The organism is Roseiconus nitratireducens (assembly GCF_008629675.1).
GTDB lineage: Bacteria > Planctomycetota > Planctomycetia > Pirellulales > Pirellulaceae > Stieleria > Stieleria nitratireducens.
Genome location: NZ_VWOX01000015.1, coordinates 44,428 through 63,296, shown reverse-complemented (window position 1 = coordinate 63,296; position 18,869 = coordinate 44,428). Strand labels below are relative to the sequence as shown.

General features: G+C 60.9%; 15 protein-coding genes. 6 read left to right on the top strand and 9 right to left on the bottom strand.

The window, feature by feature from the left end; translation table 11 throughout:
- Positions 1–100 precede the first annotated feature (100 nt).
- Positions 101–655: a tRNA (cytidine(34)-2'-O)-methyltransferase gene (locus tag FYK55_RS22275; RefSeq protein ID WP_235908898.1), complete on the bottom strand. Its 555-nt coding sequence runs from the start codon at positions 653–655 to the stop codon at positions 101–103.
- Between the two features lie 223 nt (positions 656–878).
- On the opposite strand from FYK55_RS22275, the gene FYK55_RS22270 reads away from it, so the two are divergent.
- The 4 genes from FYK55_RS22270 (at position 879) to FYK55_RS22255 (ending at position 4,935) form a co-directional block, all read left to right on the top strand.
- On the top strand, positions 879–1,541 hold the full coding sequence (locus FYK55_RS22270) for a hypothetical protein (protein ID WP_235908897.1): 663 nt from the start codon (positions 879–881) through the stop codon (positions 1,539–1,541).
- A gap of 46 nt (positions 1,542–1,587) precedes the next feature.
- Positions 1,588–2,991, top strand: coding sequence for an HD domain-containing protein (locus FYK55_RS22265; RefSeq protein WP_150078827.1), 1,404 nt, complete (start codon positions 1,588–1,590; stop codon positions 2,989–2,991).
- On the top strand, positions 2,988–3,743 hold the full coding sequence (gene nagB / locus FYK55_RS22260) for a glucosamine-6-phosphate deaminase (protein ID WP_235908896.1): 756 nt from the start codon (positions 2,988–2,990) through the stop codon (positions 3,741–3,743). The genes FYK55_RS22265 and nagB overlap by 4 nt, the downstream gene beginning before the upstream one ends.
- A 97-nt stretch (positions 3,744–3,840) precedes the next feature.
- Positions 3,841–4,935 (top strand): NAD(P)-binding domain-containing protein, encoded by a 1,095-nt coding sequence (locus tag FYK55_RS22255; protein ID WP_161604683.1) that lies wholly within the window; start codon positions 3,841–3,843, stop codon positions 4,933–4,935.
- Here the strand turns inward: FYK55_RS22255 and miaA are convergent.
- Positions 4,932–5,912 carry a tRNA (adenosine(37)-N6)-dimethylallyltransferase MiaA gene (gene miaA / locus FYK55_RS22250; RefSeq protein ID WP_150078825.1) on the bottom strand — a complete coding sequence of 327 codons (981 nt, stop codon included), beginning with the start codon at positions 5,910–5,912 and terminating at the stop codon, positions 4,932–4,934. The two genes, FYK55_RS22255 and miaA, sit on opposite strands and share 4 nt — an antisense overlap.
- A 110-nt stretch (positions 5,913–6,022) precedes the next feature.
- On the opposite strand from miaA, the gene FYK55_RS22245 reads away from it, so the two are divergent.
- Positions 6,023–6,601 (top strand): GNAT family N-acetyltransferase, encoded by a 579-nt coding sequence (locus FYK55_RS22245; RefSeq protein WP_150078824.1) that lies wholly within the window; start codon positions 6,023–6,025, stop codon positions 6,599–6,601.
- Positions 6,602–6,679: 78 nt separating this feature from the next.
- Here the strand turns inward: FYK55_RS22245 and FYK55_RS22240 are convergent, their stop codons facing one another.
- The 4 genes from FYK55_RS22240 to FYK55_RS22225 all read right to left on the bottom strand — a co-directional run bounded on the left by FYK55_RS22240 (position 6,680) and on the right by FYK55_RS22225 (position 12,375).
- A complete protein-coding gene (locus FYK55_RS22240) occupies positions 6,680–8,722 on the bottom strand; it encodes a hypothetical protein (protein ID WP_150078823.1) in 2,043 nt (680 codons plus the stop codon).
- The gene (locus tag FYK55_RS22235) at positions 8,719–9,210 is read right to left on the bottom strand and encodes an RNA polymerase sigma factor (protein WP_235908895.1); all 492 of its coding nucleotides are present in this window, start codon (positions 9,208–9,210) and stop codon (positions 8,719–8,721) included. The genes FYK55_RS22240 and FYK55_RS22235 overlap by 4 nt, the downstream gene beginning before the upstream one ends.
- 209 nt (positions 9,211–9,419) lie before the next feature.
- Positions 9,420–10,694 (bottom strand): DUF1501 domain-containing protein, encoded by a 1,275-nt coding sequence (locus FYK55_RS22230; RefSeq protein ID WP_235908894.1) that lies wholly within the window; start codon positions 10,692–10,694, stop codon positions 9,420–9,422.
- A gap of 106 nt (positions 10,695–10,800) precedes the next feature.
- Entirely contained in the window at positions 10,801–12,375 is a 1,575-nt protein-coding gene (locus FYK55_RS22225) for a DUF1549 domain-containing protein (protein ID WP_235908911.1), read from the bottom strand.
- A gap of 659 nt (positions 12,376–13,034) precedes the next feature.
- Here FYK55_RS22225 and FYK55_RS22220 point away from each other — a divergent pair.
- Complete coding sequence (locus FYK55_RS22220) at positions 13,035–13,511, top strand: hypothetical protein (RefSeq protein ID WP_150078821.1); 477 nt, start codon at positions 13,035–13,037, stop codon at positions 13,509–13,511.
- A 346-nt stretch (positions 13,512–13,857) separates the two neighbouring features.
- On the opposite strand, the gene FYK55_RS22215 is transcribed toward FYK55_RS22220, so the two are convergent.
- The 3 genes from FYK55_RS22215 to thrS form a co-directional block, all read right to left on the bottom strand.
- Complete coding sequence (locus FYK55_RS22215) at positions 13,858–15,720, bottom strand: sulfatase-like hydrolase/transferase (protein WP_150078820.1); 1,863 nt, start codon at positions 15,718–15,720, stop codon at positions 13,858–13,860.
- Between the two features lie 152 nt (positions 15,721–15,872).
- On the bottom strand, positions 15,873–16,538 hold the full coding sequence (locus tag FYK55_RS22210) for a hypothetical protein (RefSeq protein WP_161604682.1): 666 nt from the start codon (positions 16,536–16,538) through the stop codon (positions 15,873–15,875).
- A 22-nt stretch (positions 16,539–16,560) separates the two neighbouring features.
- Complete coding sequence (thrS, locus tag FYK55_RS22205; RefSeq protein ID WP_150078818.1) at positions 16,561–18,792, bottom strand: threonine--tRNA ligase; 2,232 nt, start codon at positions 18,790–18,792, stop codon at positions 16,561–16,563.
- Positions 18,793–18,869: the final 77 nt, after the last annotated feature.

Here is an 18,869-nt window from a genome sequence, read left to right as displayed (position 1 = left end):
AGCGCTTCGCCAAGCTGATCGGCACGCCAGCGGCCTCGCTTGCTTCGGTGCGGATGAACTCCCGGCGGATGAACCCGTGCGTCGGTTCAAATTCTCTCGATCAAGTCCGCGGTTGCGAGTGCTCCGCCGAACTGAGAAGTTGACGCTGTTGTTCGAACAGCACGATGCCGACCGTGGTGGCGAGGTTCAGGCTGCGGACGTGCCCGCTGGTCGGCAGGCGTAATGCGTGCGGGTTGCCGGGTCGGACGATTTCCGGCGGCAGACCGGCCGTTTCCTGACCGAAGACGAAGGTGTCGCCGGGCAAGAACGTTTGCTCCCAGATCAGCTTTTCCGCGAAACGCGAGAAGAAAAACGTCCGCTGGGGCGATAGCCGTCGTGGGATCTCGTCCCAGGAGTCGACCGCTTCCAGATTCAGGTGCTTCCAGTAGTCCAGCCCCGCCCTGCGGACGCGTTTATCGCTGAAGTCAAAGCTGGCCGGGCGGACGATCCACAATTTGGCTCCCACGGCGACGCAAGAGCGGCCGATGTTGCCCGTGTTTTGCGGGATCTCGGGCCGGTACAGCACGACGTTGGCGACGGCGGGAACGGGGACCGGGGTTCCGCCGTCGCTCGCCCCGGCTGGCTGCGGGTTTTGGAAGTGTGGGGAATCGTTCACGGCGGTTTCGTGATGGGCCTGAGAAAGCGGATGCAACGCGGGGGCGGAAGGGTTGCAATGGGGGTCCGTAGCGTGACAATCTGACCCGACATCATGACAGATTGCGGTGATTTTTTGCAGCTCGCCTCCCTTCTTGTCTTCTTCCGTCCCCATCGTCGCTGGGAAAGACCGTCAACCTATGCCGATCCAAGTTACCTGTCGCCACTGCTTGAAACGATTTCAGGTGAGCGACAAATTCGCGGGCAAGACCGGGCCCTGTCCGAATTGCAAGAAGCCGATCGAAATTCCCAAGGAGGGGGAAGAAGTTGTCATCCACGCGCCCCGCGACGACTCGCCCAAGGACAGCACCGGCCAAAGCGTGCTGAAGCCGATCCGGCGAAAGGAAACCGATGTGACTCGGCGGGGATTGATCATCACGTTGGGCGCCATCCTGGCCGTCTTCGTTTGTGCGTTGGTGTTTCGCTTCACCGGCCCGGCCGGTGCTCCGCTATGGGCTCAATTGTTGGGCATCGTCCTGCTGGCGCCCCCGTTGGTCTGGGCGGGCTACCAGTTCCTGTACGACCAGGAACGCGAACCGTACGTCGGCCCGGAGCTTCGTAACCGGGTGCTGATCTGTTCGGCAATCTTTGCGGTGCTCTGGTGCGTTTACGCGTGCGTGCCCACCTACATCTTTGAGCTCAATCAAGCGGCGGAGATGTCTTACACGGTGTTCGGAATCACCCTGTGCATCATGATCGCTCTGGGGGCGCTGGCTTCGGCCGGAGCGTTTGAGCTGGAGTATTTCAGCGGGGTCATCCATGCCGGCTTGTATTTCATCACGATCGTGTTGCTGGCGTTGACCAGCGGGGTGGTGCTCGCCGGCTTGCCACATGAATTGTTGCCTTGACAGGCAGTCGTTTCCCTGACGCCCGCACCACTTGATTCCCGATTGAATGCTTCCCGTGCTAGACATCCCCGAAATCGATTTGCTGCATCGCGCCGGATCCGTCTCGGGGTCGCTGGTCCGGATTCCTCCCGCCGATTCCGTCCCGCTTTCCCAGCGAGTGCGGCGGGTGTTGGATACGGCGCCGCTGCGACGTCTGGCCGGTCTGAGTCAATTGGGGATGGTGTCCCTGGTGTATCCGGGGGCCATGCACACTCGGCTGGAACACACGTTGGGTGTGTATCGCAACGCACTGCAATTCCTGGCACGCTTCAAAGACGACCCGGTCACGTCGAAGTGGTTGGACAACACTTCCTGCGACGCGTTTGTGTTGGCGGCACTGCTGCATGATGTCGGTCATTGGCCGTTTTGCCATCCGATCGAGGACATGCAATTGGAAGACTTGCCGCGACATGAGTCGCGAGTCGCCGATCTTCTTCATTCGGGAGAACTGGCCGATTGCATCCGGGAAGATTGGCGCTGCACATCGGACGACATTCAATGTTTGTTGGATCCGGACGCTGCGGACAAGTTGCCTGATCAAAGCGACGCCGCCGGTGAACCGAATGCGGCGACCCGGTTCCTGCGAAGTTGCTTAAGCGGCCCCATCGACATCGACAAACTGGACTACCTGCAACGCGACAGTTTGCACTGTGGCGTGCCGTACGGTCGCAACTTCGATGCCGAACGGTTGGTGTCGTCTTTGGTGGCCGATCCGGAGTCGAATCGATTGGCCATCGGCGAAAAGGGGCGAACCGCCGGCGAGATGATGGTGTTCGCGCGGTACGTGATGTTCAGCGAGGTCTACTGGCACCATGCGGTTCGGGCCGCGACGGCCATGTTGCAACGCAGTGTGTTTCTGCTGCGGCATCGGATCGATTTGAACGCCGCCCTGAAACTCGCGGACGCCGAATGGATCGCATTGATTCGTCGGACCGCCGAAGGCAGCCTTGCCGAGCCGCTGGTCGAGGGATTGTTCGGGCCACGTCGCCAATTGTTCAAACGGGTCGCGGAATTCAGCGTGCTCAATGGGCCGGCGATTCACAGCCGATTGGCTCGCCGTCCCTACTGGTGGTTGGTCGCGCTTTGTGAAACGCTGGCGACGCGTATCAGCCGCCAGACGGGGATCGCCGTGGCGCCGGCCGATCTCTTGATCGATGCGCCACCGGTGAAGCTTGAGGTCGACATCAACACGGCGGTCCGCTTTGCGGACGGACGTTCGGTGACTTTGGGAGACGTTTCGCCGGTTGCCGCGGTGCTGGCACAACAACAATTCGACAATCACGTGAAACGGGTCCGTGTTTTTGTCAGGCCCGATTTGCGGGCGTGCCTTCGGAAAGAGTTTCCAGCGGCGTGTGATTGGTCCGCGCTGCTGGTCGACGCGATTGAAGCAGCAGACGAGGAAGTTGCGTGACGGTAGAAACAGAATCGAATTCGATCAACGTGGCGATTTTTTCGACCGCGGAAGAAGCATCCAGGGAAGTAGCGCGTCGCATCGCCGGCGCCGTCAACCGCCGGCCCGACGGGGTGTTGGGGCTGGCAACCGGTGGGACGCCGGTGAAGGCCTATCAGGCGCTGATCGGGATGTACCGGGACGGGAAGGTGGACTTCTCCAAGATCCGAACGTTCAACCTGGATGAATACATTGGATTGCCGGCCGACCATCCGCAGAGTTTTCGGCATTTCATGGATCAACAGCTTTTTCAATCGATCAACGTCGATCCCGAACGCACTTTCGTACCGGACGGGCTGGCATCGGATGTCGCGCAAGCCTGTTCCCAGTATGAAGCGATGATCCGGGACGCAGGCGGCATCGATCTGCAACTGTTGGGCATCGGCCACAACGGACACATCGCGTTCAATGAACCCGGATCGGCGGCGGACAGCCGAACACGTCAAGTCGCATTGACTGACGAAACGATTGAAAACAATGCTCGTTTCTTCGAATCCATCGATCAGGTCCCGCGTCACGCGATCACCATGGGGATCGGAACCATCTTGGAAGCGAGGGAAATCGTGTTGTTGGCACTCGGTGAGGGCAAGGCCGAAGCGGTCAAAAAAATGGTTCACGGTCCGATCACCGAGCAGCATCCTGCATCGTTGCTGCGGCGGCACCGGAACGTGACTGCCGTCCTGGACGCGGCTGCCGCACGTCGGTTGGCGTGATGCCCCGGCCACGGGGCGGGGGCGGTCAGCGGTTGCCAAGATTTTCCGTTCGGTACAATAGAACGCTGACCCCTCGATGCCCGCCCCTGGAATGCCGATGTCTTCCGCCGCCAACCGATCCACTCCTTCGCCTGCCACCGATCGATCCACCCGCGTGGTGATCGTCGGTGCCGGACCGATCGGGATCGAGCTTGCCGTCGCCTTGCAGCGTGCCGGGATCGCGTTCGAAATGTTTGATGCGGGGTCGATCGGTCAGACGATTTCTTGGTGGGCGCCCCAGACGCGATGGTTCAGCAGCAATGAAAGGATTGCGATTGCCGGCGTGCCGTTGCAAACCGTTGACCAAACCAAGGCCACGCGGGAGCAGTATTTGAACTACCTGCGGAGCGTCGTCACCCAATTTGGACTCCGCATCCACACACACACGCCCGTCCTGGATATTCAACGCGGCGAAGACACGATGACGGTCATCACCGGGGGCCAGCAGGTCCGACAACGGTGGCGGTGCCGCGAAGTGGTGCTGGCAATCGGCGGAACCGATTTTCCCCGGAAATTGGAGATTCCCGGCGAGGACCTTCCTCACGTGGACGGGTACCTCCGCGAAACCCACCGGTACTTCGGCCGACGGGTGCTGATCATTGGCGGTCGCAACAGCGCCATCGAAGCGGCCCTGAGGTTGCATCATGCCGGTGCGCAGGTCTCCATCAGCTATCGTGGCGAAGAACTGCCCGTTGATGGAATCAAGTACTGGTTGCTACCCGAGATGTTGGGGTTGCTAAAAGCCGGTCGCATCGGCAACCACTTGGGCACCGTTCCCGTCGAGATCACTCCCCAGTCGGTCAAGCTGCGTTCGATCAACGATGACTCCGCACCCCTGCGAGACGTTCCGGCAGATGACGTGCTCAGCCTGATCGGGTACGAACAGGAGAAATCACTTTTTCGTGCCGCCGGTGTGGAACTGGTCGACACGTCGCAGCGACCGACGCACGATCCGGTGACCATGCAAACAAACATTCCCGGGATTTATGTCGCCGGGACGGCTGTCGCGGGGACGCAAAATAGCAAGTACAAGACGTTTCTGGAAAACTGTCATGATCACGTCGACCGGATCGTCGCCCATCTTTCCGGAACAGCGCCTGAGTCGGTTGATCCGGAGTACATGAAACAGGTGGCGGCCCAGCCGGAGAGTTAGGCTTGCAGGTGTCCGATCACTCGGTCGACCAGTGACTGAAGCGTCGGCCGGCCGATCACGCCGTTGTCAGAGTTCATGTCGATCGGTGTCACTTCACTGAATGACCGAAACCAGGTTTCCTGCCGCCGTGCCAGTTGGCGTGTGTGAGCCGCCACCAATTCTTTCAGCTCGTCCTGGTCTGACGACTCCGATGACAACCATTGCAAAACTTCGCGGTAGCCGACCGCCTGGCATGCCGTCCTGGAAAGCTGGCCATAGTCTTCCAGCAACCCTTTGACTTCGTCGATCAAGCCAGCTTCAAACATGTGGTCGACCCGCTGGTTGATTCTTTGGTGCAGGGTGGGACGAGGCCAACGAAGCGCAAACACACTGCAGGAGTCCGCCGGACGCGATTGATCGAATTGGATTTGGCGGTGGCTCAGCGGTACCCCCGTGTGCTTGGCGACCTCCAAAGCGCGGATCATCCGACGGGTGTCTCCGGGAGCGATCCGATGGGCGGATAACGGATCGACCCGTGAAAGTCTTTCGCGCAGTGCGTCGACCCCGTGGACTTCCAGGTCGCGTTCGACCGACTTCCGGAATTCCCAGTCGGGCGGAGGCCCGGGATCAAATCCACGCAGGATTGCCTTCAGGTACATCGGCGTCCCACCAGCAAAGATCGGTCGGCGCCCACGCCGCAGCACCTCCTGGACGCAACGGTGCGCCGCCTGCAGGTAGCACGCGACGCTGAAATCCTGGTCGGGGGACGCCAGATCCAGCAGGTGGTGCGGCACGCGTCCACGCTGCTCCGGGGTCGGTTTTGCGGTGCCGATGTCCATGCCGCGGTAGACCGCGATCGAATCCAGTGACAGGATTTCCCCGTCGATCCGCTCTGCCAGTTCGATCGCCAGGGCACTTTTTCCCGACGCCGTCGGGCCGGTCACGACCACAGCCTGATCGACCAGGCTGGCAAACGTGGGAAACGAAGAATCGGTCATGCGGCGAAATGCAGCGGGTCGGTTGGTTTTGCGGGCTCGCCATCAGGATAGAAACTTGGAAAGTCGTCGGCGAGCGGGTGCAAAACCCGGGGCCGTGGTAGAATTCCGGTATGGGCATGACCTACTTCAAACGGTACCGGATGGAGTTCGATCTCCGCACCTGGTCCGGTGGCGCAAACGCACCTCCGGCAGGATACGAATTGGTGCCCTATCAGCCCGGTTTGCTTCACGAGCACGCGACCGCCAAGTACCACAGTTTTCGCGAGGAATTGGACGCCGACGTGTTTCCCTGCCTGTCGCGTCGCGAAGGCTGCTTGCGTCTGATGCGAGAGATCACCTCGCGGAAAGACTTCGTGCCGGAGGCCACGTGGCTGATCCGCTATCTCGCCGTGCACCCGCAAACCGGAGAACGTTTTTCGTTGGCCGTGGGCACCATTCAGGGGCTGGCCCAGGAGGGATGGGGAGCGATCCAGAACTTGGGCATCGCCCCCGAACATCGGGGCCGCGGCTTGGGGTCGATTTTACTGGCCCACGCCGCTGCCGGCTTCCGCCAGGCCGGCCTGCGGCAGATGCATTTGGAAGTGACCACCGAGAACACGGGGGCAATCCGGTTGTATGAACGTTTGGGCTTCAAACGTTCGACCGTCGTTTACAAGGCTTCCGAAGTGGCGGGAGCGCGGGGGGCGTGAAAAAGTTTTCCCGCGTCTCGGCTGGATCCTGATTGGTCCGTGCCGAGTGGCGAAAGTCGCCACGCGGCCCGACCGCCGCTACTTTCGCAAGATCCACCACAGCCGGCTGAGTGCCGATTCTCGTGATCCGGATTCTCTGAGTTGCTTGGCGATCGATGCGATGTCATCGGTCACTTTCTCGCCACCGCTGAGATACACCAGGTGCTGCACCTGATCATCGTAATCGTTGATCGATCGCAGCCACGAAACAGGCAACTCGGCGTCGTTGCCCGGGAAATCGGTGCTCAACAGTTGTTGAAAACTGGGGGCCGCATCCGAGGACAGTGATCCCGGAGTTCCGCTGGCGGAATCCTTCAACATGGGCTGCGCCAAAAGCGATCCCGTCCCGTCGTCCTGGAGCTTGCCACCGGTGCGACGCAGCGCCAATTCGATTCGCTGACGGCGCGACGAGTCCGGTGTGTCGACGGCGGCGGCGAACGCGTTGACACGCTCCAATGCCTCGGCCCTTTGTTGGTCCGTCGTGGTCAGCAAGTTCTCCGCGAGCAGCGCCTCGGGAACCGTGCGACGCACGGTCGGCGATGAAAGAATCAAAGCCAGCGTGCGAGTCACGTCGAAACGACTTGCCCGCAGGTCGTCGGACAATTGGTCGTGCAGTTCCTGCAAGCTTGCATTCATTGGTGGAGCAAACGCGTCCACCGGATTCGGGCTCAAAGGTCGCCCATGCACCAGTTCCCAAAGCGAATCGACGATGCTGTCGGCCAATTGGTCGCTGTTGCCCAAAGCGGCTGCCCAGGACTTCAGGTCGGTTTGGCCGGCCGAAGGTCCCGGCAGAAAACGTTCGCTGACGCCGGCGTGTGCCATTCTTTGACGGCCGTCCGGCAACTCAAAAAAGGTCGACGCTTGGCTCGGTTCGTCTTTGACCGTCCATCCGTTCTCACCGCGCTCGATCGAATTTCGGACCAACGCGACAAACGACCAATAATCGTCCTGCGTTCCGGCTCGCCCGATCATCGAATCGTGGCACCGCACGCATCGCATGTCGGCGTTCATCGAGACGCGGGCCAATCGCCGGGCAATCCGTTCTGGACCGCCCCGACCCACCGCTCGATACCAATCGTTCGAATGGGGATTCGAACCGTCGATCAGCGAAACAAGTTTGGTCTGCAGGGTTTCGCTTCCGGAAAACCCTTCGGCAACCTCGCCGACCAGACCACCGTACTGCTCCCCTTCAAAGACGGTCAGCGGAGTCTCGGTGACGGTGGCAAGCCAGCGTTTGGCGATTTCGGCCGCTTGATCCGACTTCGCCAGTTGCGATTGGATGTGTGTGGGGTCGTTCAGCCGGTCTTCGCTGAGGGACACACCGAGCCGGTCGGAGATTCGCTCAGCCACCTGGCTGGGCGGAGCTTCCGCGGTCGGTTCAATGCCCAACGTCGTCCAGTAGCGATTCGTCGCCGCTTGCAGCCGGGCGACCGATGCGTCCAACGGCACCAGTTCAAGCATGTTCGGATGATCGTTCGGATCGACTGCGATCAGATCCAGCCCGCTACGCTGGGGCGACACGGCCACGTTCGGATCATTCAGGGGAATTCCCTTGATCCGCTTGCGGGGCTGTTCCGGGGCCGGTTCTTCGTCGGCTCCGACTTCTCCGGAATCGGCGATCAAATCGTTGGTCGGGATCTCGGGCTCTGGCTGCGGTGCGACAGCTGGATCGGAGGGACCACCGGCCAAAAGCGGCTCGGAATCGTCCGAAGGTGTTGCGGAATCATTGCCCGCCAGCCAAACCGCCACCGCAAGGCAGGCGGCAATCGACACAATCAGCGTCGCAATGCGCGCGACCGCCGGACGCGAACCGGCCGAAATCGATGCGGGCGCGGGCTTCTCTGCCGGAGCGGGACGCGGGGCCGACGTGCGGGTCGACTTGCCCGCCGAAGCCGACCGCGTGGAGGCGGTGCGATGGGATTCTGAAATCGCCTCCAACTGCGTCATGATTTGCCGGGAGAGATCGGGCGGTGGTCTCCGCTGGTTGGGATCACTCGGCAGGAATTCGGCCAACAAAGCATCGATCATCGGATCGGCATCGCCGGGTTGGTTGGACGTTTCGCGTTTCGGGAAGCTAGTCATGATTCGTTTGCGATCTGCATCTTTTCGTCGACGCAACTGCGAAGCTGTTGCTTGGCGCGTTGCATCAGGTTGCGAGCTCCGTGGTCGGTGATCCCCAAGGCTTCACCGATTTCGACGCGGCTGGCATTCGAATCAAATCGCATTCGAAGCGCCAGTTGCGCCCGCTCGGTCAGTTTGCTAAAGCATTGCCGGAGGGCTTCGACCGCGGCGTCGCCGGTCAGGTCTTTGCCGGCCCAGCGGTCCCAAGTTTCATCCAGCAGGGTTGGTTCGGCGATGGTCTGGATTCGGCCCAGTTTTCGGTGGCGGGAAACCAGCAAGTTGTACGCGGTGCGGCGGAGGTACCCGGCCGTCGCGCTGTCGTTGTGTTGAACGAAATCGTCTCGCCGCAACACGCGCAAGAACGTCTCCTGCGTCAGGTCGTCGGCGGTGGCATCGTCACAGCCGAGCATCCGCAAGTAACGCCAAACGCCACGTTGATGGCGAAGCACCAGTCCTTCCGCGTCGCGCGCTTCCGCTTGGCAGTCCTTGGCCTGCGTCTCGCACCGCTGCCGGTCCGTTTGATTCTTCTCAGGCCGATCGCCAGCGGGCTCGTCACCGGCTGGTGACGAAGCGTCGTTGCGATGAGGTGACCGGGGCTGCGGACCGTCGTCCGGCCCGGCCGAGCTTGGCGATCGATCGCCGATTTTGTCTACCAAACTCAAGCCAAAAGTTCTTCTATCAGTTTTCCACCGTTTGCAATCTTCATCGGTCGTCGGTTCTTGCTCATGAACGTGGTCTCCGTGGAGATCCCCAGGCCTTTGCAGACCGTCGCCATCAGGTCCTCGCTGCTGAAGGGCTCCGATTCGACTGCGGTGCCGTCGCTGCTGGTTTCTCCGACGGCCAAGCCGCCTTTGATACCGGCCCCGCCGACCACGCAGGACCAGGCGCGAGCCCAGTGGTCGCGGCCGGCGTTTTGGTTGATCCGCGGTGTCCGACCAAACTCGCCCATCCAGATCACGGCGGTGTCCTGCAACAATCCCCGCTGCTGCAGGTCTTCGACCAGGGCGCTCATCGCCTGGTCCAGTTGCGGCAGCTTGGTGTCGGCAAGCGTTTGGTGGACGTTCTGGTGCAAATCCCAACCACCCAAATCGACTTCGATGAACGGAACGCCGGCTTCGACCAGGCGTCGCGCGAGCAGGCAACCCTGCCCGAATCCGTTGGTGCCGTAACGTTCCTTGGTCTTTTCGTCTTCGGTCTCGACCCGAAACGCTTCCATTTGCGAGCTGGTCATCAGGTCAAAGGTTTTCTTCAGGACCTTGCCGTGTTCCTCCGCCGGCAGCCCTCGCGTGCGCTTGGCGAACCCGGACTCGATCTCCCGCAGGGCGGCCATCCGCTGCATCAGTCGTGCATCGTCCAGCTGCATGTTCAAGTTGCGGATTCGCCCGCTGCTGGTGACCGCGAACGGTGACCAAGCCATGCCCAGGAAACCGGGTCCTTCACTGGCACCGCCGATGGTGACGAACGGAGGAATCTCCAGTTCGGGCCGTTGTCCGATCAATTCGTGGGCGATCACCGCGCCGTAGCTCGGGTGTTCGATATTCGGGTTCGGGACAAATCCCGTGTGCATGTAATAGCGTCCGCGGTCGTGATCGGCTTCCCGCGTGGACATGCTCCGCACGACCGACAGGTGCTGCATCTGCTCCGCGACCTTCGGCAGGTGCTCGCAGATTTGCATGTCGCCCGTGGTGGAAATCGGTCGGAAGGGGCCGCCCGTCGGCGCTCCCGGTTTCAAATCCCAAAGGTCAATGGTCGGCGGTCCACCACCCATCCACAGCATGATCGCCGACTTTCGGTTGCGGCGCATTTCTTCGGCATTGGCTTGGATCGCGCCACCGAGCGTCATCGCGGCCGAGACGGCAGCGGATGAACCGACCAGGTGATTCATGAAGTGCCGCCGCGTCATCCCGCGAGGCGTTTTCCAAGTTGAAATCATTGTGTTTGCCTTCCGAAGATAAGTCAGGACCGGTCAAAGTGTAGGACGCGATCCAGGGTTAGAACGCAGATGCAGACCGAATGAACCCATGGCCCGCCGGGGGGGGTCAGTGCTGCATGATGAATTCGTTGCTGTTGAGGATGGCCCACCACATGTCCTGCAACATCTCTTTTTCGTTTCCTTTTCGGGCACGATACAGTTCTCCCGCCAGACCAACTTCGCGTTTGCTGGGCTGCCGGGCCAAGCCGGCCAGGTACAGTCGCGTCAATCGTTCCCGCGTCGACTTTCCTGATTGCGAAAGCCGATCCAGGAAGCTGCCCGGCTTCAAACTGATCGCCCGCTGAGTCAATTCGCCGTTGAACAGCATCAACGCCTGCGGAATCGATCCGTCAAAGGTGGTTGCTTCGTCGCCCTCGTCGGTTCCGAACGTGACCACGAACTGCCGCAACCATTCCCGACGCTTTTGTTCTTGTTGCTCGTACGTGCCCTGGGCCGACGCACCGGACGCCGAAACCAATGATTGATACAACTGTTCGGCACTCATTTGACGCAAGTAAAACCGCGAGAACTTGGGAGTCTCCCCGATCGACGGGTCGTCGATCTCGTTCTGGCTGGTCATCACCGAAGCCAACGAGTAAGGCCGACTGAGGGTGATCCAGAAAATCAGTTCCTTCAGGTCATAGCTGGAACCGCGGAACGAGGACGCCAGGCTGTCCAGCAGTTGCGGGTGCGTGGGCAGGTTGTGAGGCCCCATGTCGTCGAGCGGTTTGGTAAATCCGTAACCCAGGAACATCGACCAATATCGGTTGACCGCCATGCGATCCAGTTGCGGACTGTCCAGCATCAAACGCCCCAACTCGTTTCGGCGATTGACTTCGTCGACGTACCCGCTTCGCGAGATTTCCGTTCCGTCGGTGAAGACGGGATACGCCACTCGCGTCAGCCCGTTTCTCATTTCGTAGAACACCAACGCGTCGTTGGGGTCACCCGCTTCGCCCGCGTAATCTTCGTTCACCAATTCGGCGTGGCTGATGTCGCGAGTTCCGTCAACGAAACGTCGCAGGGAGCGCGTTTGACGGAAGAAGGAATTGAATTCCCAAAACTTCTGTTGTTTCCAGTCGTTGAACGGGTGGTTGTGGCACTGCGTGCATTGGACTTGCTGGCCCAGAAAGATTCGCGACACGCTGCTTGCCGCCAGGACCGCTTTGTCGTCGTTGACTTTGCCGACCAAAAAGTTGACTGCGCCGTTGAAGCCCGGGGTGCCCGGCTTGGTCGATCCTTCGGCGGTGACCAACTCATACACCATCCGGTCGTAGGGGCGATTCTCCGCGAACGCGTCGCGCAGGTATTTCATCATGCCGTCGCGATCGGTCAGGTCGCGTCGGTCCATCCCGCCGCTACGCCCGATCAACAGGTTTGCCCAAACGGTTGCCCAGTGGTTGGCGTATTCTTCGGTGTATCGGTCGTCGTGCAGCAAACGGTCGACCAGCTTCGCCCGACGGTCGTTATCGCGATCCGCCAGAAACGTTTCCAACTCATCCAGGGTGGGGATGCGGCCGATCACGTCCAGGAAGACACGGCGACACCAAATGGCATCGTCGGCTTCCGGGGCCGGGCTGATTTCGTAGTCATGCCAACCCTGCTCAATCGCGTCATCGATCATCCGGATCTGAGGCGGCATGACCGGCTCGGATCTGGCAACGTCGCCAATGCCGAGGGCGAGCCACAACAGTGCCGCCAGGGGGGCGATCCGGCGCGTGGCGAGGAGTTGAATCGTTAGCATTTGGCGAACCATTTGCACGGAACACTTGCAGAAGAAGAGGGAGTGACGACGAGCGGTTTCCCGCGCCGTCTGTATCAGAAACGGAATCAATTCTCGATGGTACCTGACCGAATCCCGTGTTTGTGAATTCGCAGGCGGATTCCGTCACGGGCGTCGTTTCCGCCGCCCTTCGCCGAGCAGATTGATCACTTGAAGCGGTTAAAACCACCCTCATGGCGGAAAAATCGTTCCAATCGGGCTGCGTTGTCTGGCGGTTTCACGACGGGCCTGCAAATTCCGGCGGATCCATCGCTCGCGACGGGAACCGGTCGGAACAGTCGCGGCGCTCGCCAGAGCATGGCTTTCCGCCGCCAACGCCACCGCAGCTGCCGGGTTTTGCCAACGTTCAGACAGGGACTCGCGTGTCAGGCGTCTCTCAACCAACACCGGCCTCAGGATCGATCGCCCGGTCAACCGATCGCCCAGCCGGATGGTTTGACCAAACGTGTCCACGGGATCCAGCACGCTGAATGCTTCGTCAATCGAACTTTCAATGGCCTTTTCTACCAACGCGTAAAATGAACGAGCTATCCCGCACCGACGTGGCTGAGCGTTTGACGTGGACCGCGGCCCGCGCACACGGCACCACCCTGGATTCCCTCGGCCTGAATCCCCTCGGCCTGAATTCCCTCAGCCAGAATGCTCTCGGCCAACATCCACCGGTTCGTCACGATGCGAGCGGAAACCGACGAAGTCGCCGAGTTCCGTTGGCCCGGTCGCAGGGTGCTGCGGCCTCCCCGCCAGAGACCACGCCCGGATTGAAATTCGGCTGGTTGATCGCTCGGCCGATCCGTCCTCGCGATGTCCGCGTCGCTGTGGGCGTTTCTCCGTCAGGCCCTCGAATTGAATGTTTGCAGATCGCCACCGGTCAGTGGTGCCCGCCCGAGTACGCAACCTGGTTTCCGGTGCGAAGCGCCGCCGTGATGTACGCCCATGACATGGGCTATCAGCTGCGGCAAGACGTCCAGATCCTGTATCGAATCCGCGAACGCTAAAACCGGTTCAGTTCTCGCACCAACCCGGCTAGCGCGCGTTGGCTGGATCGGCTAGTGGCTCATCCAGCTCCCGCTTGGAGGTCGTGCAGCTTTCCGAGCCAGGAAAAAGCGTGCTTTTCTGAAACTCACCCTCCCTCCGGGAGGGTCAAAGGCGAGGCACGAACCTTTGGGGAGGGTGTGTTCGTGAACCCACTGAAATCAATCGGGCCGGACAACCCTCCCCGCGTCGTCGCGGGGCTCCTTCGCGACCCTCCCGCTCGCGGGAGGGTGAACCAGACGACGCCTGACATTGATCGCTAGATGGATCTCTGCGGAATTGACCCACAAATGCAGAGCAGTTGATCCGCTATTTGTCCTTGGTCATTTTGTCCAACAAGCGACCGACGTATTTGCCGACTCGTGCGGGCGGCTTGGGCAGCTGACGCGGCAATTCGCTCAGACGTTGACGCAACGCATCGTCCATCGGTGCCCGCATGTCCAACACGTTCAGCGCGGCGACGGCAACGAAGTGGCCGGCCGTTTCCACATTGGCCAATTGGATCAGGCGGTCGATCGCGTGCGGCTGCTGATCGTTTTGATCCGCCATCAGGATTCCGTCGCAGGCGGCAATCGCGACACTGGGGTTTTCATCCTCCATCAGATCCACCAGCGGCTGGGTTTCACCTCTCAATGCCAGCCCCCGTGCGGCCCAAAATCGGACGCGACTGTCATCGTCACCGGAAAGCTTTGCCAGCGAGTCGGTGGTCATCTTCCCGTTGACATCAGTCGCCGCAAAAGCCAACCGGACGAGCTTCGGGGCCGGATAGTCTTCGCTGGTCGCATAGGCTCGCGGTGCAATGTCTTGTGTGCGGGCATGCATCTCCGCTTCGGTCATCAGTCCGGTGTCGGCGGTATCGATCATCCACTGGGCCAGCACGGAACGCATTTTTGCCACTCGATCGGCCTGGGCCGGATCGTTCGCCAAGTTGTTGACTTCGTCGGGGTCCTGACTCAGGTCAAACAATTCTTCGGCCGGCTTGTTGTTCCAAAACTTTGCCTGAGCTTCGTTCAGCTTCCCGTCGTCGAACAGTTGTTTCCAGACGCGCGTCGTCGGCGTGATGAACATGTAGTCGACATGTTTCAGGTAGGGGCGATCCGGATAGAAGTGCCGCATGTAAATGAAGCGGCCGTCGGTGCAACTGCGGACCATGTCGATGCGTTCATCCATGCGGCCACGGAAACCGAACAGGTAGTCTTTCTTCGGACCCTCGTAGCGGCCCGCAAAGGCAACTCCCTGCATTTCAGCCGGGGGTTCGATCCCGGCCAGGCTGAGCGCCGTCGGCGCCAGATCCACGAACGAAACCAGACGGTCGGTCACTCCGCCGTCCTGATAATCTTCCGGAGCCAAGCTCTGGAACTTTTCGGGGATGGAAACCAGCAGCGGCACTCGCAGCCCCGAATCGAACGGTTGCCGTTTGCTCCGCGGCATTCCGCTGCCGTGATCACCGTAGTAGAAAACGATGGTGGAATCACGCAGTCCGGCGTCGTCAAGTTCCTTGAGAACCTTCCCGACCTCGCGGTCCATCTCCGTCACCTTGTCGTAGTACTGTGCCCAGTCGTGCCGCACTTCCGGCGTGTCCGGGTGGTACGCCGGCAATGGAGCCTCACTGGGATCGTGAACCAACGTGTGTGGACGCGTTCGGATTTTGCTCTCGTGACTGACGGTGATGTTGAACACCGCAAAGAACGGCGTGTCCTCCGTTGGGCGGTTCTTGTAGCTGGCTTTCCGGCTGGAGTCGTGCCAGCCGACATCGTTCCGCGTGAAGTTGTAGTCGGTCTTGGTGTGATTGGTGCAGTAGTAGCCGGCATCCCTCAGGATCTTGGGATACAGCTGCACGTCATCCGGCAATGCCACACCGCTTCGCATGTGTTGGCCACCGGTGCTGGTGGCGTACATCCCGGCGATGATCGTGGTCCGCGCCGGAGCGCACACCGGCGCATTGGACCAACAGGTGCGGTAACGCAGCGAGGTTTCGGCCAGTTTGTCCAGGTTCGGCGTGTCCGCGTAGGAGTCTCCGTAGCATCCCAGTTGCTGCCCGTTGTCTTCACTGGTGATCCACAAGATGTTCGGTCGCGTCGATTCAGCAGCGATCGACGTCACGCAAAACAGACTCAGCAACGCGATCACAAGGCCCGGTCGGAGGGTCACGGCCAATGGGGAAAACTTCATGGCGAGCAAGGGGAAAGCGGGGAGGGAAAAGATGGAGACGGTGCGTCATTCAATCGTTTCCCAGTCTACTCGCTCGCGTCGTCGCCCGCGCGGACGTCTCTTTCCCTCGCGGACAACCGTTGCCTGTCCAGACGCGCAAGGCGATCCAGCGATCAGGGGACCAGCCAACGCGACAGCGGGGACTTTCCGGCGTACACGGTCGCCATCCGCAGATGCCCCTGCGGCCGCAGGTACAACCAGTCACTGCGGTCGATCACCGTCCGGACGATTCGAAAGGACGCTCGTCCGCGTTCCGACGCTTCGTCGGACACGATCCGATCGTCGGTGCTGGGAGGAAGGACCGATGGAACCTCCGTGCCCGGGGTGGCGATCGACAGGTAGGAAGACCGGCTGGCCAACGGCGTGTCCTTCCAGGCGACGTCGGCGGAGGCGTCGTTGATCACCTGCGCCCTTCCCTGCAGTCGCAGCTGAATCTTTGCCGCCGGGTCGTAGAACAGCCAGGCAATTCTGGAGGGGAGATCCGACGGAGTTGGCGAGTGGCGGCAATCCTGGATCTGGTGGACCTTGCCGCTACGAACGTCCGTGTGGCACTCCAGGGTGCGGCGGGCGGTCACGACGTTGCGCAGCACGACCATGCGTCCATCAGGAACCGGCTGCCCCGTCGGTGATCCCGCGTCGGTCGTGATCAGCGTTCCGACGCTCCACGGGTGTTCGGGATCGGTCACGGCCAGCGTCAACTGCTGCCAGAGCACCGCATCCAGCCGGGAAATCGCGTGCGGCGTTTCCAGAACCGATTCGAATGCACGTTGCAGGCTCACGACCGTCCGCCTTCGATTGCCATCAGGTGACCGGCGAAGCGACTTGTCGAACAATTCTTTCGTCAACCTCGTTCCGCAACCGGGCGATCGCTTCGGCGACCGGCATCGATCCCAGGTCCCCGTCGATGCGATCACGGAGCGCGATCTGTCCGGTCTCGGCTTCCTTGGGACCGACCACGGCCATGTAGTTGACCAGGTCCAATTGCGCGTTGCGAATCTTGGCTTGGACTTTGCCACCGCTGGAATCGACAGTGACTTTCAAGCCAGCCTCGTCCAATTGCTTGGCAACCGCGACGGCATATTCCAGTGATTTGTCGCTGAGCGGTAGCACGCGGATTTGTTCCGGCGACAGCCACATCGGAAACGCGCCCGCGAAGTGTTCGATCAGCATCCCGGTGAACCGCTCCAGCGAGCCGAACGGTGCGCGGTGAATCATCACCGGGCGGTGGGCCGCATTGTCGCGACCGTTGTATTCCAACTGAAAACGCTCCGGCAGGTTGTAGTCCAACTGGACGGTTCCCAGTTGCCAGGATCGACCGATGCAATCGCGGACCATGAAGTCTGCCTTTGGACCGTAGAACGCCGCTTCGCCGGGTTCCTCGTTGAAATCCAGACCGCTCTGTTCCAGCACGCCACGCAACGCCGATTCGGCCGCATCCCATTGGCTTTCGCTGCCGACATACTTGCTGCTGTCGGGATCCCTCAGTGACAGCTGAATGCGGTAGTCATCCAGCCCGACGGACTTGAGCACAAATTTGGTCAGCTCGATGGTCGCGCGGAATTCCGCTTCGACCTGATCTTCGGTGCAGAAGATGTGGGCGTCATCCTGGGTCAGCCCGCGGACCCGCAACATGCCGTTCAGCTCGCCGGTTTGTTCGTGCCGATACACGGTTCCGAATTCGAACAGCCGCAACGGCAGCTGGCGATAAGATCGCGATTGGGCTTTGAAAATGTGGCAATGGTGGGGGCAGTTCATCGGCTTGAGCAGATAACGCTCGTGGGCCAATTGCCATTGATGGAGGACGTCGCGTTTGCGTTCGGCAGACATCGACGGCTTGTAGTCGGGCAGTTCGACACCGAGCACCTCGACGGCGGCCATCAGCTTGTCTTCGCCATCTTTGTCGATGGTGCCTTCTTCCAGTCGGCGGCTCCAGGAATCGAGCAGCCCGCCCACTTCGCTGCCGAACAGCGGGGGAAACTGGCTGTCGCGGTAGTACGGGAAGTGTCCGCTGGTCTCGTACAGTTCCACGCGTCCGATGTGGGGGCTGAAAACCGGATCGTAGCCTCGGCTGAGGAGTTCCCTGCGAAGGAAGTCTTCCAGGGTCACTCGGACGCGGGCGCCCTTCGGAAGCCACAGGCAAAGCCCCTGGCCGACTTCGGGATTGATCGCGAACAGTCCGTGTTGTTTCCCCAGCACGCGATGGTCCCTGCGCTTCGCCTCTTCGATCTGCGCCAGGAATGCCTTGAGTTCTTTTTTGTCGAAGAACGCGGTCCCGTACAAGCGTTGCAGCGGTCGGTTGGAGACGTCGCCTTTCCAGTGCGATCCGGCAACGCTCATCAGCTTGATCGCTTTGATCTTGCCTGCATCGGGGATGTGGGGGCCACGACACAAGTCGACGAATTCACCTTGGCGATAGAAGCTGACGGTCGACTGATCAGCCAACCCGGTGTCGATGTGTTCGACCTTCAGGTCCTGGTCCAGGTCGTCGCACAGTTTTCGGGCTTCCTGTCGGTCCAGGATGAACCGCTCGAACGGTTCCTTCTTCTTGATGATCTCCTTGATCTCGGCTTCGATCTTGGGGAAATCGTCTTCGCTGATCGGGACGTCCAAATCAAAGTCGTAGTAGAAGCCGCCCTCGGTGGTGGGGCCGAATGCCAGGGACACGCCGTCGTAGAGTCGCATCACGGCGCGGGCCATCACGTGCGCGGCGCTGTGCCGGAGGACGTCCAGGGCTTCGGTGTCGCGGCTGGTCAACAGGCGTAAGTCCAGCGGCTCGCCTTCGGCTTTGTCGGCAACCAACTCGCCCAACGGGCGACTGGAATCAACGATTCGTCCGTCCACTTCCGCGGCCACCACGCTGCGGGCCAAGCCCTCGCTGATCCCCGCGGCAATGTCCATCGCGGTGGTGTGTCCGGGATGACGGTGTTCGCTGCCGTCGGGCAGGCGGACCAGGACGGGGCTGAGCGGAGCGGCGTCGGACGCGGCGGCATCGGACGGGGCGGCCGAAGACGGGCCGGAGGCGGATTGGCTCATTTTGGTGCGATTGGATTCCAGGTAGGGGGGGCTGCCTCGAAACGAATGAGGGTGGCCTACTGCAAAGGATGATGGGG